17 protein-coding genes and 1 pseudogene are annotated in these 20,668 nt (G+C 70.0%); 7 read left to right on the forward strand and 11 right to left on the reverse strand.

Features of this window, described 5'->3' with window-relative positions:
• Positions 1-557: 557 nt before the first annotated feature.
• The 9 genes and pseudogenes from ACGFH8_RS07765 to rpmH all read right to left on the reverse strand — a co-directional run.
• Positions 558-1,421 (reverse strand): annotated as a pseudogene (locus tag ACGFH8_RS07765) (hypothetical protein); the annotation flags it as partial.
• Positions 1,422-3,575: 2,154 nt separating this feature from the next.
• Entirely contained in the window at positions 3,576-4,589 is a 1,014-nt protein-coding gene (locus ACGFH8_RS07770; protein WP_393365058.1) for a ParB/RepB/Spo0J family partition protein, read from the reverse strand.
• A gap of 27 nt (positions 4,590-4,616) precedes the next feature.
• Positions 4,617-5,588, reverse strand: a complete 972-nt coding sequence (locus ACGFH8_RS07775; RefSeq protein WP_393367011.1) for a ParA family protein — start codon at positions 5,586-5,588, stop codon at positions 4,617-4,619.
• Positions 5,589-6,193: 605 nt separating this feature from the next.
• Positions 6,194-6,904, reverse strand: coding sequence for a 16S rRNA (guanine(527)-N(7))-methyltransferase RsmG (rsmG, locus tag ACGFH8_RS07780; RefSeq protein WP_393367012.1), 711 nt, complete (start codon positions 6,902-6,904; stop codon positions 6,194-6,196).
• Positions 6,905-7,046: 142 nt separating this feature from the next.
• Positions 7,047-7,667 carry a protein jag gene (locus ACGFH8_RS07785; protein ID WP_393365060.1) on the reverse strand — a complete coding sequence of 207 codons (621 nt, stop codon included), beginning with the start codon at positions 7,665-7,667 and terminating at the stop codon, positions 7,047-7,049.
• A 211-nt stretch (positions 7,668-7,878) separates the two neighbouring features.
• A complete protein-coding gene (yidC, locus tag ACGFH8_RS07790; protein ID WP_393365062.1) occupies positions 7,879-8,874 on the reverse strand; it encodes a membrane protein insertase YidC in 996 nt (331 codons plus the stop codon).
• Between the two features lie 2 nt (positions 8,875-8,876).
• Positions 8,877-9,167: a membrane protein insertion efficiency factor YidD gene (gene yidD / locus ACGFH8_RS07795; protein ID WP_393365064.1), complete on the reverse strand. Its 291-nt coding sequence runs from the start codon at positions 9,165-9,167 to the stop codon at positions 8,877-8,879.
• On the reverse strand, positions 9,164-9,580 hold the full coding sequence (rnpA, locus tag ACGFH8_RS07800) for a ribonuclease P protein component (RefSeq protein WP_393365066.1): 417 nt from the start codon (positions 9,578-9,580) through the stop codon (positions 9,164-9,166). The genes yidD and rnpA overlap by 4 nt, the downstream gene beginning before the upstream one ends.
• 33 nt (positions 9,581-9,613) lie before the next feature.
• Positions 9,614-9,751 carry a 50S ribosomal protein L34 gene (gene rpmH / locus ACGFH8_RS07805; RefSeq protein ID WP_007453904.1) on the reverse strand — a complete coding sequence of 46 codons (138 nt, stop codon included), beginning with the start codon at positions 9,749-9,751 and terminating at the stop codon, positions 9,614-9,616.
• Positions 9,752-10,383: 632 nt separating this feature from the next.
• Here rpmH and dnaA point away from each other — a divergent pair.
• From dnaA to ACGFH8_RS07830, 5 genes are all read left to right on the forward strand, one after another.
• Positions 10,384-12,210 carry a chromosomal replication initiator protein DnaA gene (dnaA, locus tag ACGFH8_RS07810; RefSeq protein WP_393365068.1) on the forward strand — a complete coding sequence of 609 codons (1,827 nt, stop codon included), beginning with the start codon at positions 10,384-10,386 and terminating at the stop codon, positions 12,208-12,210.
• A gap of 773 nt (positions 12,211-12,983) precedes the next feature.
• Positions 12,984-14,117, forward strand: a complete 1,134-nt coding sequence (gene dnaN / locus ACGFH8_RS07815) for a DNA polymerase III subunit beta (RefSeq protein WP_393365070.1) — start codon at positions 12,984-12,986, stop codon at positions 14,115-14,117.
• 40 nt (positions 14,118-14,157) lie between these two features.
• Positions 14,158-15,030 (forward strand): phosphogluconate dehydrogenase (NAD(+)-dependent, decarboxylating), encoded by an 873-nt coding sequence (gene gnd / locus ACGFH8_RS07820; RefSeq protein WP_393365072.1) that lies wholly within the window; start codon positions 14,158-14,160, stop codon positions 15,028-15,030.
• Between the two features lie 16 nt (positions 15,031-15,046).
• Entirely contained in the window at positions 15,047-16,180 is a 1,134-nt protein-coding gene (gene recF, locus ACGFH8_RS07825; RefSeq protein ID WP_393365074.1) for a DNA replication/repair protein RecF, read from the forward strand.
• Positions 16,170-16,781, forward strand: coding sequence for a DUF721 domain-containing protein (locus ACGFH8_RS07830; RefSeq protein ID WP_393365076.1), 612 nt, complete (start codon positions 16,170-16,172; stop codon positions 16,779-16,781). Before recF ends, ACGFH8_RS07830 begins: the two co-directional genes overlap by 11 nt.
• Before the next feature lie 9 nt (positions 16,782-16,790).
• Here the strand turns inward: ACGFH8_RS07830 and ACGFH8_RS07835 are convergent, their stop codons facing one another.
• The gene (locus ACGFH8_RS07835) at positions 16,791-17,015 is read right to left on the reverse strand and encodes a hypothetical protein (RefSeq protein WP_393365078.1); all 225 of its coding nucleotides are present in this window, start codon (positions 17,013-17,015) and stop codon (positions 16,791-16,793) included.
• Positions 17,016-17,133: 118 nt separating this feature from the next.
• Here ACGFH8_RS07835 and ACGFH8_RS07840 point away from each other — a divergent pair, with 118 nt between their 5' ends.
• Positions 17,134-17,649: a MarR family winged helix-turn-helix transcriptional regulator gene (locus ACGFH8_RS07840; protein ID WP_393365080.1), complete on the forward strand. Its 516-nt coding sequence runs from the start codon at positions 17,134-17,136 to the stop codon at positions 17,647-17,649.
• Here ACGFH8_RS07840 and ACGFH8_RS07845 read toward each other — a convergent pair.
• Complete coding sequence (locus tag ACGFH8_RS07845) at positions 17,634-18,188, reverse strand: hypothetical protein (RefSeq protein ID WP_393365082.1); 555 nt, start codon at positions 18,186-18,188, stop codon at positions 17,634-17,636. The two genes, ACGFH8_RS07840 and ACGFH8_RS07845, sit on opposite strands and share 16 nt — an antisense overlap.
• Positions 18,189-18,711: 523 nt before the next feature.
• Here ACGFH8_RS07845 and gyrB point away from each other — a divergent pair.
• Positions 18,712-20,658: a DNA topoisomerase (ATP-hydrolyzing) subunit B gene (gene gyrB, locus ACGFH8_RS07850; RefSeq protein WP_393365084.1), complete on the forward strand. Its 1,947-nt coding sequence runs from the start codon at positions 18,712-18,714 to the stop codon at positions 20,656-20,658.
• Positions 20,659-20,668: the final 10 nt, after the last annotated feature.

Below are 20,668 nucleotides of genomic sequence, written 5' to 3' on the forward strand. Positions count from 1 at the left end.
TCGGTCCGCGCTCAGGGAGCCGTCCGTGCGTCGGATGCGCCCGGGCCGTCGGGAAGCGCGGATGCGGCAGGTGAGGCAACCGCAGTCCCGCCGTCCGGTTCGGCGCTGCCGGGGTTGGCGCTGCCGGGTTCGGCGCTGTCGGGGTTGGCGCTGTCGGGGTTGGCGCTGTCGGGGTTGGCGCTGTCGGGGTTGGCGCTGTCGGGGTTGGCGCTGTCGGGGTTGGCGCTGTCCGCTTCGGCGCTGTCGCGGGTGGCGCTGTCGGGGTTGGCGCTGTCGCGGGTGGCCTCCGGGGCGGTCTCGTTGGCCGCGCCGGGGGTGGCTTCGACATCGGTGCTGCCCGCCCGGTCGCGACGGGCCGCGGCACCGCCGAGGTCTGTGGATCCGCCGGGAATTGGCTCCTCGGTGCCAACGACGGCGGATGCTGACGTGCCGGATGTGGGCGCGCCGGCTGCTCGGGTTCCGGCCGCTGAGATGCCAGCAGCTGAGGTGCCGGTCGCTGAGGTGCCGGTCGCTGCGGTGCCGGCTGCTGCGGTGCCGGCTGCTGGGGCGGTGGATGCGCCGTCGGCCGGCTCGTTGGTGGCGGATGCCAAAAGAGCCGGTTCACCCGTCGGTTCGGTGTCCGCCGGCGAGTCGGTGTCCGAGCCCAGGACGACGGGATCGGCTGCGGGTGCCCCGTCACCGTCGGTCTGACCGGCGCTGGCGGTGGGTTCCGGCGCTGGTTCCGGGGTTTCCTCTGCTGCCTCGATGACCGAGGCTGCCGAGGCTGCTGCCTCCGCCGATGCTGCCTGGGCGGCGGCAGCGGCATCCGCAGCGGCGGACTGGGCCAGCAGACTGGACGGCGCCTGCCACTGAATCCGGGGTGGCTCGGCCAGCGGACGGCCGCCGAACTCGGCGAGCCAGGCGGCGACAAGCGCCAGATTCTCCCGCCACTGCGCCTCGGAGATCGGCGGCAGGATCGAATCCCACAGCGACAGGAAGGTGCCCCGCAGTTGGAGACGGCCGTACGGCCGGGCGAGGAACCACATGTGCAGGTGGGCCGAGCCGTCTCCCCACCGGTTCACGTGCACCCGCGCCACGCCGTCGAGCGACCTGATGGCTCGTTCCAGCCGCACGGTCATCACGCCCAGCTCGGCGGCGAGCAGGTTCGGCAGGTCACCAAGGTCGAGGTGCGTTCGCGATTCCAGGATGAGCACCATGGGCAGACCGGTGGGCCGGTCCATGGCACGGACCCGCCACCGCTCGCCGACCCAGATGTAGGCCTCATCGGGTGCGTTGCAAGCGGTGCATTCCCGGAGACCCTCGCCCTTCCGGGGTGGTTCGACCGGGACCGGATCATCGAGTTGCTTCACGTGGAGGTCCCCCTCGAAGGGAAACGACGGCCACTGCGTGAAGTCCGGGACTGAGGGAGGGGTGTCGTGCACGACGCTGACCCTAACCGAGTCTGGCACCGCTGTCCCTACCTGTTTGACCGCTCCCGACCGACCGGATCAGTGCCCTCGGTCGGCCAGGTGTGCCACGTCACCACCGAGCGGCGAACCGATATCCACAGGCTGCCGAGATCGCCAACACAGGCCGTCATCCACAGGCTCGCACCCGCTCTCACGCGCTGTTTCACGTGAAACAGGGGGTGCCTGTGGACAAAGGGTGTGGATAACTTTTCGGCCGGTCGGTCGTTGTCCGCAGGCCGCTGAACCGCGCGGCGACAACCAGTCGACACCGCCGGCTCATCCGCGCCAATCTGCCGTCCTCCGCCGCCGCGAAGGCTGCCCAAACGCGGGGTCGTCGGATGGCGGGTGCCGGGGCGGCGGGGTTCCGGGGCGGCGGGAGTGCCGAGGTCCCGAGGGCGGCCGTCTCGGCCGCGTCTAAAGGAGCACAAGATCGCGCTCGATCATTGATGTAGTGGCTTCTGCCGTCACCGAGGCCACTACATCCTGGTTCGAGCACGATCATGGCCCAGGTGCCAGGTGCCAGGTGCCAGGTGCCAGGTGCCAGGTGCCGGATGCCAGGTGCCGGGTGCCAGGTGCCGGGTGCCGGGTGCCGGATGCCGGGTGCCAGGTGCCGGGTGCCGGGTGCCGGGTGCCGGGTGCCGGGTGCCGGGTGCCGGGTGCCAGGTGCCGGGTATCGGGTATCGGGTGCCGGGTCCACCTGGCGCTGGCTGACCGCCGAACGCCGATAGGCTCCGAGCGTTCCCCGAAGTCGATCTTCGTGCCGAGCCGTAACCCAGGGGGTGTCCACGCCGACGCCTCGTTGAGAAGGTCGCCGCGCCTCCGCTTGACGAGCGCCAGAGGGTGCAGGCGAGTGCTGCGTCCCTCAAGGGATGTGGGGCTGCACCGATCGTCGGACGACACATCACGCCTCGGCTCGGCGTAGAGGGCGCCCAATCGCGGACCACAGGACACAGGCACAGGGCCCGCCGACATCGAGCACGCTGGCACAGAGCACCCGGACACAGAGCAGCCAGACACAGAGCAGCCGAACCTCAGGGCCCGCAGGCACAGAGCCCACGGACACGCAGGACACGGCCTCATCGACGGACCGATGGTCGATGACCCCTCAGCAGAAGGTGAACCCTTCGGAGTGTCAGGGCGACGGGCACGCGAGGCAGCAACCGAGCGACGACGACGGGACGCGCCGGAGGGCGTCACGTACCGACGGCCGGAGGGCAGAGCGGTCGTTCACGGACCAAGACGCGAGGCACGGCCGACCGTCCAACCCCAACGGGGAGCCTGGCCGGCCCGGCCACGAAGCAGAGACGAGAGGCGCGCCGGCGTCACGAAACAAAGACGAGAGGCGCGGCCCGCGCAACGAACCAAGGATGGGAGGCGTGGCCGGCACCAGAACCGGAGACGGGAGGCGCGGCTGACCATCACGCACCAACGACTGGAGTGCCCGCTGGGCCTCGACGCCAGCGGCCGGAAGTTTCTGCTCGCCGTCCTCAGACCACCCGCCGAGCCTTGGACCCGGCGGAACCGTCCGTTGCAGCAGCGCGCTCGCGACGACACCAACGACGGAAGACTCGCCGACCAGAGGAGCGCCAGCGACCGGAAGCACCCGCACCGAGCCGGGAAACCAATGACCGGGAGGCAGCAGCCGAACGTCAGGCGGCAGACGAGGGGAGACAGCGGAGTCGCCGGGGGTCGTATTCGCGCCGAGAGGCCTTCGATGAGGTCTGGGCCAACGGGAGGTCACCCTACGGCGGACGAGGCGGCAGCGGGCCACTCAGCGGCCGCAACGGACCTCATGGTCATTCCGGTGAGTTCGAGGGGTTGCCCACATGGGCCGATCTCCGTTTCACGTGAAACAAGCCCTGCGCACCGCTGCGGTCGTCGGCCCACCGCGTCGAGGAGGATTGACCGCGTCGACTGCCGGACGCCCGAGGGATAGCCCGGACGTTCGATGGCAGGAAATTGTCACGGTCCGCCCCGACCGGCCACCGACCACGAACTCACGCACCAGAGAATCCGAGCTGGACGAGCGTGAAACGGCGCCCGTTTCACGTGAAACACGGCCGGCCGGACGCGGAACGGCCGCGCCACCCGGAGAGGGTGCGCGGCCGTGGGCGAAGGGGTGCGGGCTCAGTCCCCGCTTTCCTCCTGCTGCACTCCGATGATGCCGACGATCCGCTCCAGGTCGTCCACCGTCGCGAACTCGATGGTGATCTTCCCCTTGCTCCGGCCGATGTCGACCTTTACCCGGGTATCGAACCGGTCGGACAGTCGATCGGCGAGATCGGTCAGGGCCGGCGCGTGCGCCTTCGGCCGGCGCTTCGCGGCTTGGTTCTTCGCCGGCCCATCGTTGAGCGTGAGGGCGACGATCTCCTCGGTCGCCCGAACGGACAGGCCCTCCGCCACGATCCGCAATGCCAACTGCTCCTGCGCCTCGGTGCCGTCGAGGCTCAGCAGGGCGCGCGCGTGCCCCGCCGAGAGGATCCCCGCGGCGACCCGGCGCTGCACCTGGGCCGGCAGGTTCAGCAGCCGGATCGTGTTGGAGATCTGCGGGCGGCTCCGGCCGATCCTGCGGGCCAACTCTTCGTGGGTGGCCCCGAACTCCTCCAGCAGTTGCTGGTAGGCGGCGGCCTCTTCGAGAGGGTTCAGGTTGGCTCGGTGGATGTTCTCGAGCAGAGCGTCGCGGAGCATGGCGTCGTCACGGGTGTCCCGGATGATCGCCGGGATACTCTCCCGCCCGACCGCCTGGGCGGCCCGCCAACGCCGCTCGCCCATCACCAGTTCGTACTTCTCGTCGTCGAGTTGCCGGACGACGATGGGCTGGAGGAAGCCGACCTCCTGGATCGAGGTCTTGAGTTCCTCCAAGGCCTCTTCGTCGAACACCTGGCGGGGCTGCTTCGGGTTGGGCAGGATCGCGTCGACGGAGATCTCGGCGAATCGCGCTCCGGGTACCGGGCTGAGCGTGGACTCCGGCTCGTGCACCGTCGCCCCGACGGGCGGCGCCGGGATGGCCGGGGTGCCGGTGTCGTCCGCGTACTCGTTCTCCGGCTCCGCCGTTACGGTCTCGGCGGCATCCGGCACCGGCCCGGTCGGGATCAGCGCTCCCAGGCCCCTACCCAGACCGCCCCGAGGACGGTTCTTCATGCCTCGCCTCCCAGCGACTCGTCCGCACTACGCATTCCGGCCCACCGGCTCCTTGACGCCTCGCTCGGCAATCTCCTGGGCGGCCTCGAAGTAACTCGTGGCTCCCCGCGATCCGGGATCGTAGGTCATCACCGACTGGCCGTAGCTGGGTGCCTCGGAGACCCGGACGTTGCGGGGGATGACCGCCTGGAGAACCTTGTCGCCGAAGTGGTTCCGGACGTCCTGCTCGACGGCGTCGGCCAACCGGGTACGCCTGTCGTACATCGTCAGGAGGATTGTGGAGACGTCGAGCTTCGGGTTGAGGTGTTGGCGTACCAGGTTGATGTTGTTGATCAGCTGGTTGAGCCCTTCCAAGGCGTAGTACTCGCACTGGATCGGGATCAGCACCTCCTGCGCGGCAACGAGGGCGTTGACCGTGAGCAGGCCGAGCGACGGCGGGCAGTCGATGAAGACGTAGTCGAACTCGCCCGGGTAGGCAGCGATGGCCCGGTCCAGGCGCGACTCCCGTGCCACCACCGACACCAGCTCGATCTCGGCGCCGGCCAGGTCGATGGTCGCGGGTACGCACCAGAGGTTGGGGATGCCCTCGACCGCCTGGGCCACCTCGGCCAGGGGGACGCTGTTGATCAGGCAGTCGTAGACGTCCGGGATTCCGGTGTGGTGCGGGACGTTGAGCCCGGTGGAGGCGTTGCCCTGCGGGTCGAGGTCCACCACGAGCACCCGGTTGCCGTGCAGGGCGAGCGCCACTGCAAGGTTGACGGTGGTCGTGGTCTTGCCCACGCCGCCCTTCTGGTTGGCGACGCACATGACCCGGGTCCGGTCGGGCCGAGGCATGGTCACCTCGCCACTGGGATTCAGGATCTGCACGGCGCGCATCGCCTCCATAGCCAACGGTGGGTCATCCTCTTCGCGCGTCGGGGTTTCACGTGAAACGTACGTGGGGTCGGTCGCCACGGCAGCCAACGACTCGGTCGAAGCGACAGGTGGGTCGGCGATCACCGGCGCGGCGTCCCGAACGGCCGCCGCGCTGGGCTGGTGCGGGACCGCCGGCTCGAAGCGAACAGCCCTCGCGCTGTTACGCCGCCCCAATGTCTGCCGCACCTCGACGACATTGGCGGGTCGGGTCGACCCCTCCGGTGCCCGTCGAGCCGCCGCCGGGTCCACGACGTCGGGCCCGGTCGGTTGAGCCGTTGGTTCTCCGGCGAACGCCGGCGGATCGCCGTCCGTAGGTCGGGTCGCTGGCCCGGTCGTACCGGGCGACCAGCTCGGGTAGTCGGTTTCACGTGAAACGGGATCGCCTGTCGACCCGGTCACGCGTGGATCGTCGTACCTGCCGTCGTCATGCACCTGTCATCCCTGCCCGCTTCGGATGGTCGGTCCGCGCCCCGGTCAACTTGGCCACACCCACGCTCGCAACCCAGAGCGTACGGCTCTCGGGAGCGGTCGGAGACCCGCGACGTCCGTCGCCCGCTCCACACTATCGACGCGCGGTCAGCCTACGGCGGACGGGCGCGGCCGGTCCACGTCGGGTTCTCATCCCCTCGTCCATCCGTACCGGTACAACGAGGCAACCCACCCGCCGGAAGCCCACGTGCCACGAGGTGTCAGCGTCGGCGGGGGCGGCTGCTCCGGGAGCGCTTGGTGGCCGCCACCCGCGCCGGGCCGATCATCCGCTCACGAACGATCTCCACGACGGTGGTGGGCGGATCGATCACCCCGGTCCCACAGAGGCGCACCGCCGGCTCCCCGCCACCGAGTCGCGCCACCACCTCGGCGTGCTCCTCGATCTCCGCGGACGCGGACGAACCCTTCAGCGCCAGCAGCCGGCCCCCACGGACCGCCAGGGGGAGACTCCAACCCGCCAGGCGATCCAGTGGCGCGACCGCTCGGGCGGTCACCACGTCGCCGCTTATCGGTTCCCGGCCGCTCGAGCCGGTGGCCGCCTCGTCCGCCCGACCGCGGAACACCCGCACCGACTTGGCCAGACCGAGTCGTTCGACGACCTCGATCAGGAACGACGTGCGTCGGGCCAGCGGCTCGATCAGGGTGACCGTGAGATCCGGGCGCGCGATGGCCAGGACCAGACCCGGCAGTCCGGCTCCGGAGCCGACGTCGAGAACTGTCGCGTCGGACGGGATCAGCTCGGCGACCGCGGCGCAGTTGAGCAGGTGCCGATCCCAGATGCGAGGTGCTTCTCGGGGGCCGATCAGACCGCGGACCACGCCGTCGGTGACCAACAGTTCGGCGTACGCGGCGGCCAGGTCGAGACGATCGCCGAAGAGGGTGAGTGCGGCCGGGGCCAGCTCCGGCGGCACCGCCGCGTCGGCAGGCGACGGGGCGGAGTCGAGCCGGTCTGATTCGGCGCCGGCCCCAGCGGGTTGGACAGCGGACGGCCCGAGCGGCGTGCCGCCCGGGCCGGTCACGGCGTCGGCCGTGTTGTCGTCGTGGGTCACCCGGTCAGTCCGCCGGCCGTACGACGATGCGCCGGTTCGGCTCCACGCCCTCGGACTCGCTCGCCACACCGGACATGGCGTTGACCACGTCGTGCACGCACTTGCGCTCGAACGCGGACATCGCCTCCAGGCGGACCGGCTCGCCGTACTCCTTGACCTTCTCGACGGCGTTCTTGGCGACCGCGGCGAGTTCCTTGCGGCGGTTCGCCCGGTAGCCGCCGACGTCGAGCAGCAGCCGGCTCGGCGTCCCGGTCTGCCGGAAGACGGCGAGGCGGGTCAGCTCCTGGAGCGCCTCCAGGGTGGCCCCCCGCTGGCCGACCAGGTTCTGCAACCGCTCACCGACGACCTCGACCATCGGGCGCCCAGCGGCGACCAACTCGTCGATGTCGCCGTCGTAGTCGAGGATGTCGAGCAGCCCTTCGACGTAGTCGGCCGCGATCTCGCTCTGCCGGAACAGGTCGCTCTCGCTGACCGCCTTCTTCACCCTGCCGCCGGCAGCGGTGTCGGTGTCCTCGTCGGCAGCGTTGTCGTCGTCGGTCTCGGTGTCGTCACCGTCCACCGCGAGCGTTGCGGTCTCCTCCTCGTCCAGGGACTGCTCGGCGTGGGGGATGCTGGTCTCGGTCACGGTCTCATCTCCGTACTCGCTCGGCCGGACCGTCGGGTCCGACTGGTTTCCCGGGGCCGGCGGGAGGTCGCCGGTGCCCGCGGGCACGTCTGTACGGGCAGTGTCGCCCGTGGCCGCAGGATGTGCGGTCGGTTCCGCTCGGCGCCACCGGACGGCGGCTGCACGGTGCGGCACGGGCCGCCGCCGGTCACCCGGCGACGGCCCGCACAGGTCAGCCCTGCCGCTTGGCGGGACGGCTCTTCTTCGGGTTGTTCACCGGCTTGGCCCCTGGCTTCGGCCCGGCCACCTTGGGCGCGGTCGCCTTGACCGGCGCCGGCGGGGCCGCCTTGCCACGACCGAACAGACCACCGGACTTGGCGGGCTGCACCGGGTTGCGCGTCGCCGCGGGGGCGACGGCCTTCTTGGCGGTCACCGGCGGCGGGAACTTCCGCAGCACCCACTGCTGCTGGCCAAGGGTGAAGAGGTTGTTGGTGACCCAGTAGATGATGACGCCGATCGGGAAGATCGCGCCGGAGATCAGCAGCGACGCCGGGATGCCGTAGAGCATCAGCCGCTGGATCATCCGCTGCTGCGGGTCCTCCGCCCAGCCGGTCTTCAGGATCATCTGACGGCTGGTCAGGTAGGTGGTCGCGATCATGATCAGGACCAGGATGCCGGCAATGATCTTGACGGTGCTGCCGGTGGCGCCGAGGCGGGACAACTCGTCGGCCGTCGAGCCGAACTTGCCGGCGATCGGGGCGGTGAAGAGCTTCGCCTGCGAGGCGCTCGTGAACTGGTCGACGCTCCACCCGTACAGGGTCTTGCCCTGGTTCGCCGGGTCCAGTCGCTTCAACGTGTGGAAGAGACCCAGGAAGACCGGGATCTGAAGGAACATCGGAAGGCAACCCATCAGCGGGTTGGCCTTCTCCTTCTTGTAGAGCTCCATCATTTCTTTCTGGAGCGTCTCCCGGTCACCCTTGTGCTTCTCCTGAAGCTCCTTGACCTTGGGCTGGAGCGCCTGCATCGCCCGCTGGGACTTGATCTGCTTGACGAAGACCGGGAACAGGATCACCCGGACGGTGACCACCAGGAAGATGATGGACAGGATCCAGGCGAAGTTGGTGCCGATCACCGCACCAACCGGCACCCCGATGGCGTCCCAGGCGGAGTGCCAGGTCAGCAGGATCCACGAGATCGCGTAGTAGATCCAGTCGAGGCTAAAGTCCACTCTCAGGCTCCAGTCACATCAGCACGACGGCGGCCGCCCGGCTCCGGCACCGGGTCATACCCACCAGGGTGGAAGGGGTGGCAGCGCAACAGCCGCCGGACCGCCAGCGCGGCTCCCCGGAGCGCGCCGTGCCGAGCGACCGCCTCCTGGGCGTACGCGCTGCACGACGGGTAGAACCGACAGCGGGCCGGCAACGCCGGACTTATCCACCGACGGTACGCGATGATGGGCGCGATCAGCACCTTGGCACCGGTTGTCCGCGGACGTGGGTTGGTCTCCTCGGCACCTGTCATCGGGACCGCCGCTCGCGAGGGGACCGGGCGACCGCGATGGCGGCGTCCAGGTCGGTGGCGAGGCGAGGGTACGACGCCTCCGCCGCTGCGGGCAGCGCCCGGACGACGAGGGTGCTGCCGGCGGGCAGGGAGGTCAACCGATCCTGGACCAGGGCCCGCAGCCGACGCTTGACCCGGTTGCGGATCACCGCGTTGCCGACGGCCTTGGACACGACGAAGCCGGCGCGGGACGGCGCGGGTGACTGCTCCGCACTGTCGTCCCGCACCGGCTCCGACGAGGTCGAAAGGTTGGGGTCGACGACCACCGGCACGGTCAGGTGGACCACGACGGCGCCACGTCCGACGCGTCGGCCACCGCGAACCGCTGCGGCGAAGTCAGTGCTGCGCCGCAGTCGCTGCGCGGCGGCCAGCACGACTGCTCACGTCCCCTGACCGGCCCGGTCGGCTCAGGCCGACAGGGTGGTGCGACCCTTGGCGCGACGGCTCGAGAGGATGGCACGGCCGGCACGGGTGCGCATGCGCAGCCGGAAGCCGTGGGTCTTCGCGCGCCGGCGGTTGTTCGGCTGGTAGGTGCGCTTGCTCACGTCAGGCTCTCCGTTTTCGTACGCGCCCCGCGCGACGGGATCGCCGGGGTCGTGTGGTGGTGTCCAGGCCACCTCGACGGTGGCCTCCGATCGGTGCTGTCCGGCGGTGCGGGACCTCGACGATGCGGGGGAATGCGACCGCGGACAGCAAGCACCCATCACCCTAGCAGAGGGCGAGAAAGCAACCGTTCCAGCCTACGCAGGGGGGCAATGACCGTCAAACACCCCGAGGAGCGGCCAACAGGACGCGCCCGAGGCCGAGGGGTGGTTTTCGCTGATGCCGACAAGGGTGTCGCCGCGTCGCCGGTTGATGGCGCAGGGACAACGCTGTTACCGTGCCCGATTGCGGTGAGCGTCTTCAAGCGCCGGTCGTCGCGCAGGCAAGACCGGACAAGGTAGTGAATCGTTCGGCACGGTGAACCCGCTTCAGCGCCCGGTCAGGCAGGGGGCAGGTCCCACCCGCGTCCGGCAGCGGCCACAATCGGTCGGTACACAGGCTGTGGATAACTTGTGGATGACCACCGGTCGGCCGACCGGGTGGGGTGTTGTTCCACCCGCGAACGCGGCGGGCCCGGGATGGCCGGCTGGCAGACAGCGGCGGCCGGGAGCAGAAGCGAGGGGGTGGCACGACGGTGGCCGGTACGACCGACCTTGCCGCAGTGTGGTTAGCGGCGACCGACGAGCTTGCCGACGAGATCATCTCTGCTCAGCAGCGCGCCTACCTCCGACTGACCCGGCTGCGGGCGATCGTCGAGGACACCGCGCTGCTCTCCGTCCCGGACGCGTTCACCCGCGACGTGATCGAGTCACGGCTACGCCCGGCGATCACCGAGGCGCTCACCCGCCGGCTCGGCCGGCCGATCCAGGTGGCGGTCACCGTCCGGGTGGCCGAGGACGCCACGGGCCGACCAGCCGGCACCGTCTACCGCAGCGCCCCGGAGACCAGCCCGTTCGACGTCGAGGGTCCGGCTGCCGCACCCTTCGACGACCACGGCGCACGAGCGCACGCCGACAGCATGATCCCTGAGCAGTCACACGCGCCGCGGACCTCCGAGCCGGTCGCGCCACCCGCACCCGCGGGTCCGCCGCTCGCGCCGAGCGTCGACGCGCATCGTCCCGGGATGATCCCCGCCAGCCGGGACGGGCAGGAGGCGCTGTTCAGCGCCTCCTTCGCGGAACCGATGCGGTCGCCCCGACCAGGGCCGGACCGGCGCGGCTACGACGAGCAGGCCGCCCGCCTCGACCCGCCCGGCCCGGACACCCGGCCCTACGAGCCGCGCTACCGGGAAGATTCGGGGTCGCCACGCGACCAGCACGTGATCCGCTCGATGCCCCGCGACAGCGGCACGGACAGCGGCCCGGGGCGCAGCGGAGTCGACCACCGGGCCGGTGGCCGCGACGATCGCCGGCTGCCCGGCGCCGACACCGGCGGCAACCGACTCAACCCGAAGTACATGTTCGAGACGTTCGTCATCGGGTCGTCCAACCGGTTCGCCCACGCCGCGAGCGTGGCGGTGGCGGAGTCACCGGCGAAGGCGTACAACCCGCTCTTCATCTACGGGCACTCCGGGCTGGGCAAGACGCACCTGCTACACGCCATCGGGCACTACGCCACGACGCTCGGCAACGCCCGCTCGGTCCGGTACGTCTCGACCGAGGAGTTCACGAACGACTTCATCAACTCGCTCCGGGACGACAAGACCAGCGCGTTCCAGCGGCGCTACCGCGACGTCGACATCCTGCTGATCGACGACATCCAGTTCCTGGAGAACCGCGAGCGTACGCAGGAGGAGTTCTTCCACACCTTCAACACCCTGCACAACGCCAACAAGCAGATCGTGATCACCTCCGACCGGTCGCCGCGTCAGCTCGCCACCCTCGAGGACCGGATGCGTACCCGGTTCGAGTGGGGGCTGCTGGCCGACATCCAGCCACCGGACCTGGAGACGCGGATCGCGATCCTGCAGAAGAAGGCGGCGCAGGAGCGGATGTACGCCCCGCCGGACGTGTTGGAGTTCATCGCCTCGCGGGTGTCGAACTCGATCCGGGAACTGGAGGGCGCCCTGATCCGGGTGACGGCGTTCGCCAGCCTGACCCGGTCGACAGTCGAGCTGTCCCTGGCCGAGGAGGTGCTCCGGGACTTCATGCCCGACGGCGCCGGGCCGGAGATCAACGCCGACCAGATCATGGCTTCGACCGCCGACTACTTCGGGGTGAGCCTGGAGGACCTGCGCGGTCAGTCCAGGTCCCGGGTGCTGGTGAACGCTCGGCAGGTGGCCATGTACCTGTGTCGGGAGTTGACCGAGCTGTCGCTGCCCCGGATCGGGCAGGCCTTCGGCGGCCGGGACCACACCACGGTGATGCACGCCGACCGGAAGATCCGTCAGCAGATGGCGGAGCGTCGTTCGCTCTACAACCAGATCGCCGAGCTGACCAACCGGATCAAGCAGAACAGCTGAGGCGTACGCCGCCGTGGCGGCGGCACGCAGCCCAGGAAACGCCCGACCGGATCTCCGGTCGGGCGTTTTTTCGGTCCTCCACCTGGACTCTCGACATGGTGTAGGCCACAGCATGGAGGCCGTGACCGCCTCGACTCCCACTCGTTGTCCACAGCTCGTTGTCCACCGTCGGTGGATAACTACGGTCCGTCCATCTCCGGTTACCCACAGGCTGTGGAGAAACCCTGTGTACGGAGCTGTGGACGCCTGGGGACAACCGTCAGGTTTTCCACCGACGACAGTCGACCTGTGTACGAGCTGTTGAAGGTTCTGGGGATGACGGCAATGGTGATCTTCATCGTCGTCCACAGGCTTGGGGAGAAAGTCGGTGGATTACCGGTGGACAACCGGTGGACAACGGTGGACAACCGAGCGCCGAGATCGGGCTGTGGACAGGCAAGCCGGTTGTACCCCCGGTTCTCCACAGGTAAATCACCTGTAGATAACCTGTCTGAGCTGCGCAAACCCGGGTTTTCCACAGTTTGCACAGGTGCGATGAAGACGATGAGTTATCTCTTCTAAGAGAACAAAAACCAATCATCACCGTTGGGCTTTCTGTGGATCGTGCCGAACGCTGCCCGATCGACAGGTCGGCACCGACACGAAACATGGGGTCGGGCGCACAGCCGATACCCCCGCGCCCTAAGGTGCGATGGGTACCCGCACGGTCGGGCGGGACGGTAGGCAGCGGTCGGCATGAGAGAGTTGTCGCTGACGTCGACGCGGAGGCATTGATGAAGTTCCGAGTGGAGCGCGACGCGCTCGCCGAGGCCGTGGCGTGGACCGCGAAGAGCCTGCCCAACCGGCCATCCGTACCGGTGCTCGCCGGGGTGATGCTCCGGGTCACCGACGGCAACCTGCGGGTTTCCGGGTTCGACTACGAGGTCTCCAGCCAGGTGACCGTCGAGGTGCATGGTGACGCCGACGGCGCCGCCCTCGTCTCCGGCCGCCTGCTCGCCGAGATCACCAAGGCGTTGCCGGCCAAGCCGGTGGACATCGCCGCGGTCGGCGCCCACCTCGAGCTGGTCTGTGGCAGCGCCCGGTTCACCCTGCCCACCATGCCGGTGGAGGACTACCCCGCGCTGCCCGAGATGCCGCAGAGCGCCGGCACCGTCGACGCCGCCGCGTTCGCCACCGCGGTGTCGCAGGTGGCCATCGCCGCCGGCCGGGACGAGACGCTGCCGATGATGACCGGCGTCCGCGTCGAGCTCTCCGGCAACACCCTGTCGATGCTCGCCACCGACCGTTACCGGTTGGCGCTGCGCGAGATCCAGTGGCAGCCGGACGACCCCGAGGTGAGCATCAACGCCCTGGTGCCCGCCCGCACCCTGAACGACACCGCCAAGGCCCTCGGGCCGCTGGGCGGCGAGGTCACCCTCGCCCTCGCCCAGGGCGCTGCCGGCGAGGGCATGGTCGGCCTGGCCGGGGGCACCCGGCGCACCACCAGCCGCCTGCTCGACGGCGCCAACTACCCGCCGGTGCGTTCGCTCTTCCCGGCCACCCACAACGCCGCCGCCCGGGTCTCGGTGAGCACCCTCATCGAGGTGGTCAAGCGGGTCGCGCTCGTCGCCGAGCGGACCACCCCGGTGCTGCTGAGCTTCAGCGCCGACGGCCTGGTGGTCGAGGCGGGCGGTTCCGAGGAGGCGCGGGCCAGCGAGGCGATGGAGGCCACCTTCACCGGTGACGCGCTGACCATCGGCTTCAACCCGCAGTACCTCATCGACGGCCTGGCCAACCTCGGTTCCCAGACCGCCGTGCTCTCGTTCGTCGACGCCTTCAAGCCCGCGGTGATCTCGCCCGCCGGCGAGGATGGAGAGGTCATTCCGGGGTACCGGTACCTCATCATGCCGATCCGCGTCTCGCGCTGATCGCGCCCAGCAACACCCAGATCCACGGAGGTAGAAACACATGCAGCTCGGCCTTGTAGGACTCGGCCGGATGGGCGGCAACATGCGGGAGCGGTTGCGCGCCGCTGGTCACGACGTTGTCGGCTTCGACCACAATGCGCAGATCAGCGACGTGACGAGCCTCGCGGGCCTGGCTGAGAAGCTTGAGTCGCCCCGCGCGGTCTGGGTCATGGTGCCCGCGGGTGTCACCGATGCCACCATCGACGAACTGGCCGAGGTGCTCGGCGAGGGCGACATCATCATCGACGGCGGCAACTCGCGCTTCAGCGACGACGCACCCCGCGCCGAGCGGCTCAACGAGCGGGGCATCGGCTACGTCGACGTCGGCGTCTCCGGCGGCGTCTGGGGCCGGCAGAACGGCTACGGGCTGATGGTCGGCGGCGCCCAGGAGCACGTGGACCGTCTGATGCCGATCTTCAGCGCGCTCAAGCCGGAGGGCGAGTTCGGCTTCGTGCACGCCGGGCCGGTCGGCGCCGGGCACTACTCGAAGATGGTGCACAACGGCATCGAGTACGGCCTGATGCACGCCTACGCCGAGGGCTACGAGCTGATGGCGGCCTCGGAGTTGGTGACGAACGTGCCGGGCGTCATCAAGTCCTGGCGGGAGGGCACAGTCGTCCGTTCCTGGCTGCTCGACCTGCTGGACCGGGCGCTCGACGAGGACCCGGAGCTGGCCGACCTGAGCGGCTACACCGAGGACACCGGCGAGGGCCGGTGGACCGTCGACGAGGCGGTCCGGCTGGGGGTGCCGCTGAACGTCATCACCGCGTCGCTGTTCGCCCGGTTCACCTCGCGGCAGGACGACTCGCCCACCATGAAGGCCGTCTCCGCGCTGCGTCAGCAGTTCGGTGGCCACGCCGTCCACAAGCGCTGAGCGGTATCCACAACCTGTGTATGTCCACCGGCTGGAACTTGTCGACTTCCGCTCGTACGAGCGGGTGGCCGTCGACCTCCAGCCGGGGGCGAACGTCCTGACCGGCCCCAACGGCGTCGGCAAGACGAACCTCGTCGAGGCGCTGGGCTACGTGGCGACCCTGGACTCACACCGGGTCGCCACCGACGCTCCGCTGGTCCGGATGGGCGCCACCGCCGCGGTGATCCGCTGCGCGGTGGTGCACGACGGTCGGGAGCTCCTCGTCGAGTTGGAGATCGTGCCCGGCAAGGCCAACCGGGCCCGGCTGGGCCGCTCGCCGGCGCGGCGGGCCCGGGACGTGCTCGGCGCCCTGCGACTCGTGCTCTTCGCCCCGGAAGACCTTGAGCTGGTCCGGGGCGACCCGTCCGAGCGCCGCCGCTACCTGGACGACCTGCTGGTCAACCGGCAGCCCCGGTACGCGGGCGTGCGGGCCGACTACGAGCGGGTGGTCAAGCAGCGCAACGCCCTGCTGCGCACCGCGTACCTGGCTCGCAAGACCGGCGGGACCCGCGGCGGTGACCTCGGCACCCTCGCCGTCTGGGACACCCACCTGGCCCAGCACGGCGCGGAGCTGCTCGCCGGTCGACTGGAACTCGTGGCCGCGCTCACCCCGCACGTCGCCAAGGCGTACGACGCGGTGGCAGCCGGCCGGGGCGCGGCGAGCATCGCCTACCGACCCTCGATCGAGCTGGCCGAGCCGACCACCGACCGGGCCGCGCTGGCCGACGCGCTGACCACCGCACTGGCCGCGTCCCGCTCCGCCGAGATCGAACGCGGCACCACACTCGTCGGTCCCCACCGTGACGAGCTGGCGCTGGCCCTCGGCCCGCTGCCCGCCAAGGGGTACGCCAGCCACGGCGAGTCCTGGTCGTTCGCGCTCGCGCTGCGGCTGGCCGGGTACGACCTGCTGCGCGCCGACGGGATCGAGCCGGTCCTGGTGCTCGACGACGTCTTCGCGGAGCTGGACACCGGCCGCCGGGAACGGCTGGCGGAGCTGGTCGGCGGGGCGAGTCAACTGCTCGTCACCTGCGCCGTGGACGATGATGTGCCAGCGGCTCTGCGCGGCACCCGCTACCAGGTCGGCGAAGGGACGGTACACCGTGTCGGATGAGCCACGCCCCGGACGACCGGAGACCGGCAAGGGTGACGCCGCAGCCGCGCGTACCCCCGGGGCGGAAGCGACCGGCGGTGAGCCGGCGGCCGCCGGGCCGGAGCTGGCTCGGGCGGTGCTCGACGCGGCGCTGTCCCGCCGGCAGGCGGCGGCCCGTGCCCGGCGTACCCCCGGTGGCGCGGGCGGCGACGCGGCCGGCGGGTCGGGGCGGCGGTTGCGCGGCTACTCCGGGCCCGGCCCCGACCCCCGCGATCCGCAGCCGCTCAGCGCGGTGCTCAACCGGCTGGTGAAGGCGCGGGGCTGGCAGCAGCCGGCGGCGGAGGCCACCGTGTTCGGCGCCTGGGAGCGGGTCGTCGGCGCGGAGGTCGCCCAGCACAGTCGCCCGGTCAAGCTGGAGAACGGCGAGCTGACCGTGGAGGCGCGTTCGACCGCGTGGGCGACCCAGTTGCGTCTGCTCGCCGGCTCGCTGCTCAAGCAGATCGCCAGCGAGGTCGGCCACAACGTGGTGCGCAAGCTGCACATCCACGGCCCGGCCGCGCCCTCCTGGGGGAAGGGGCCACGCCGGGTACGCGGCCGGGGCCCCCGCGACACGTACGGCTGAGGAGCTGCCTCAGCCGTTGCGGGCCTCGCGGGCCGCTCGCCTGCGTTCGCGCTGTTCCCGGGTGTAGCGCTTGCGTTCGGCCAGGTCGCGTTTCCACGCCTCCCGGGCCTCGGTCGAGCCGCCCTGCACCGCACCCTGGACACCCTCGGCCGGGCCGGCGAGGTGCCGGAAGGCCCAGCTCAGGAGTCGGCCGCCCTCGCCCGGGGCCCTGCTGACCGCGCCGTCCTCGCTCATCTGCCGCCCTTTCCCGCTTCGCGTTCGTCCGCCCGCCGCACGAGCAGATGATTGGGGTACCAATGGTTTGTACACCAATGATCGGTAGAGTAGTCACCGTGCCTGGGGAGAGCAACCGATGAACGAACGACCGGATCGCGTCGACCCGTTGGCGCTGGAGCAGCAGGTCTGCTTCGCCCTGTCGGTGGCCGCGCGCAGCGTGGTGGCCGTCTACCGGCCACTCCTGGAACCGATGGGGCTCACCCATCCGCAGTACCTGGTCATGCTGGCGCTCTGGCAGCACGCGCCGCTGTCCGGTCGCGACCTCAGCCGCCTGTTGCAGCTCGACCCGGGCACGCTCTCACCCCTGCTCAAGCGGCTCGAAGCGGCCGGCTACCTACGCCGGGAACGCGACCCCGGCGACGAGCGCAGCCTCGCCGTCACCCTCACCGCCAGTGGCGCCGCGCTGCGGAGCCAGGCGGAGCTGATCCCGGCCGCGATCGTGCGGCGACTCGGGCTGCCCGTCGAGGACCTGCAACACCTGCACGCGGTGCTCACCCAGGTGATCGCCGCTGCCAACCGACCGGGCAGCGACCAGCCCGCGGCGGAGACCGGCGCGGCGGGCAGCGGCGCGGCGGGTCAGGCGTCGGCGTAGACGGCGAAACCACGCTCCGCGCAGCGCCTGTAGAAGGCGGCGAGCACGCCCAACTCGGCGCAGGTGAAGTTCCACTGCGGCGGGTCACCGCGCTCGTCGCGCAGCGCGTCGAGTCGGGTCTCCAGCCACCGCAGCTGCTGCTCGGCCAGCCTGCCGTCGCCGAGCAACGAGCGCAGCACCGTGCTCACCGAGTCGAAGGTGACCGCCTCACCGTGCGCCCGGTGCCCGGCCACGAATCGCTCGATGCCGCTGGCGATCCAGGAGCAGCCGTCCGGGTCGATCACCGGGTCCTCGTCCTCGGCGGCGGCGTCTGTGGCGTACAACACACCTTCCAGGCCGAGCAGCAGATCCACCAACTCGGTGTACGCGGTCGCCCGGATGGTGCCGGTCTTCGCGATCAGCTCGGCCAGCGCCGCCGTCGGTGCGGAGATGCGCGGCAGGTCGACGATCTCGCCGAAGTCGACGAACTCGGCCGGCGCGACCGGATCGTAGAAGCGGCCGGTACGCGGCCAGTGCACCGCGACGTTGTCCAGCCCCATCTGTCACCTCTTAAAGAGCACGTGTCGGGTCGATCGGGTCGATCGTCCCGGTTCCGGCCGGTAAAGATCAAGCCTGGTTCCGGAGCGCCGCAAACGTACGGCACTGAGGCTCCGGCCGCGACCCCCGACCCGCCCGAGCGCGGGTCAACCCGTTCGGGGACGGCGCGTGCGATCGGACCTTGGCGTGTGGGGGGAGTCGCGGGCAACGGGGTTCTGCCGGCTACGGACTTCTCAGCAGCCTCTCTGAGGGTGCCGAGTGGTGGTTCTGTCCCCCGCGCACAGTAGGATTGACGGTGAGACGAAGACCCGGTGCGGGAGAGGGACGGGGCCAGTTGGCCCCAGGTTCATTCTCCACGTCGGGTCGAGCCGATCGCGATCCGCGGGCAACCGCGGCGACCGGCGCGTTCGACCCGCTGTCCGGAGGTCTCCGGCACCGGTCCACGCGCCGACGTCGCGTCCTGTCCGCCGAACCCGCGCCCGACGCGCCCCTACCGGCGCGGCTGACGCGAGAAAGTGGCCGAGGGTGGCAGCGCAGGACAAGCAGGAGTACGGCGCAGAGTCGATCACCGTTCTCGAGGGGCTGGAGGCGGTTCGCAAGCGCCCCGGTATGTACATCGGGTCCACCGGCGAGCGCGGTCTGCACCACCTCGTCTGGGAGGTCGTCGACAACGCGGTGGACGAGGCCCTCGCCGGATACTGCGACACCATCGACGTGGTGCTGCTCGCCGACGGCGGCGTGCGGGTCACCGACAACGGCCGCGGTTTCCCGGTCGACCTCCACCCGAAGCTCAAGAAGCCGGGTGTCGAGGTCGCGTTGACCATCCTGCACGCGGGCGGCAAGTTCGACGGCAAGGCGTACGCGGTCTCCGGCGGTCTGCACGGCGTCGGCGTCTCCGTGGTGAACGCGCTCTCCACCAAGATGTTCGTCGAGATCCACAAGTCCGGCTCGGTGTGGCGGCAGCACTACACCCACTCCAAGCCGAGTCCGCTGGAGAAGGGCGAGACCACCGACCGCACCGGCTCGGCAGTCTCCTTCTGGCCGGACCCCGATGTCTTCGAGACCGTCGACTTCGACTTCCAGACCATCTACCGACGCCTGCAGGAGATGGCCTTCCTCAACCGCGCCCTGCGCATCCACCTGCTCGACGAGCGGGTGGCCGAGGAGGAGGACGGCCGGCAGCGCGAGGTCACCTTCTACTACGAGGGTGGCATCGCCGACTTCGTCCGGCACCTCAACGCCTCCAAGAGCCCGATCCACAAGACAGTGGTCGAGTTCGAGGCCGAGGAAGAGGGCATGTCCCTCGAGATCGCCATGCAGTGGAACGAGTCGTACGGCGAGTCGGTCTACACCTTCGCCAACACGATCAACACCCACGAGGGCGGCACCCACGAGGAGGGCTTCCGGTCGGCGCTGACGAGCGTCGTCAACCGGTACGGCACCGACAAGAAGCTCCTCAAGGGCGACGAGAAGCTCTCCGGCGAGGACATCCGCGAAGGTCTCGCGGCGATCATCTCGGTCAAGCTGGCCAACCCGCAGTTCGAGGGCCAGACCAAGACCAAGCTGGGCAACACCCCGGTGAAGAGCTTCGTGCAGCGGGTCTGCAACGACCGGCTCGTCGACTGGTTCGACCGCAACCCGGCCGAGGCCAAGATGATCATCACGAAGGCCTCCCAGGCGGCTCGGGCCCGCATCGCCGCGCAGCAGGCGCGCAAGCTGGCCCGGCGCAAGTCGCTGCTGGAGTCCGGCTCGATGCCGGGCAAGCTTGCCGACTGCCAGTCGACCGACCCGCGGGAGTCCGAGGTGTTCATCGTCGAGGGTGACTCGGCCGGCGGCTCGGCCAAGCAGGGCCGTGACCCACGGACCCAGGCGATCCTGCCGATCCGCGGCAAGATCCTCAACGTGGAGAAGGCCCGGATCGACCGGGTGCTCAAGAACAACGAGGTCCAGGCGCTGATCACCGCGCTCGGCACCGGCATCCACGACGACTTCGACATGGAGAAGCTGCGGTACCACAAGGTGGTGCTGATGGCCGACGCGGACGTCGACGGCCAGCACATCCAGACGTTGCTGCTCACCCTGCTGTTCCGCTTCATGCGGCCGCTTGTCGAGATGGGCAACGTCTACCTGGCGGCCCCGCCGCTCTACAAGATCAAGTGGAACAAGAAGGGCGACGACGCGCAGTACGCCTACTCCGACCGCGAGCGGGACGGGCTGATCGCGCTGCGCCAGCAGAAGAAGCCGAACGCGAAGCCGGACGACATCCAGCGCTTCAAGGGCCTCGGCGAGATGAACTATCCCGAGCTGTGGGAAACCACTATGAACCCGGCCACGCGTACCCTGCGTCAGGTCACGCTCGACGACGCGGCGACCGCCGACGAGTTGTTCAGCGTGCTGATGGGTGAGGACGTCGAGGCGCGGCGGTCGTTCATCCAGCGCAACGCCAAGGACGTCCGGTTCCTGGACATCTGACGGACTGCGG

This window comes from Micromonospora sp. NPDC049175, assembly GCF_043197345.1.
Lineage (GTDB): Bacteria > Actinomycetota > Actinomycetes > Mycobacteriales > Micromonosporaceae > Micromonospora.

Excerpts from the sequence above, each read along its gene's own strand:
- ACGFH8_RS07770 (WP_393365058.1), bottom strand. The coding sequence starts at position 4,589 with ATGAAGAACCGTCCTCGGGGCGGTCTGGGTAGGGGCCTGGGAGCGCTG.
- yidD (WP_393365064.1), bottom strand. The coding sequence starts at position 9,167 with ATGACAGGTGCCGAGGAGACCAACCCACGTCCGCGGACAACCGGTGCC.
- dnaN (WP_393365070.1), top strand. The coding sequence starts at position 12,984 with ATGAAGTTCCGAGTGGAGCGCGACGCGCTCGCCGAGGCCGTGGCGTGG.
- gnd (WP_393365072.1), top strand. The coding sequence starts at position 14,158 with ATGCAGCTCGGCCTTGTAGGACTCGGCCGGATGGGCGGCAACATGCGG.
- ACGFH8_RS07835 (WP_393365078.1), bottom strand. The coding sequence starts at position 17,015 with ATGAGCGAGGACGGCGCGGTCAGCAGGGCCCCGGGCGAGGGCGGCCGA.
- ACGFH8_RS07840 (WP_393365080.1), top strand. The coding sequence starts at position 17,134 with ATGAACGAACGACCGGATCGCGTCGACCCGTTGGCGCTGGAGCAGCAG.
- ACGFH8_RS07845 (WP_393365082.1), bottom strand. The coding sequence starts at position 18,188 with ATGGGGCTGGACAACGTCGCGGTGCACTGGCCGCGTACCGGCCGCTTC.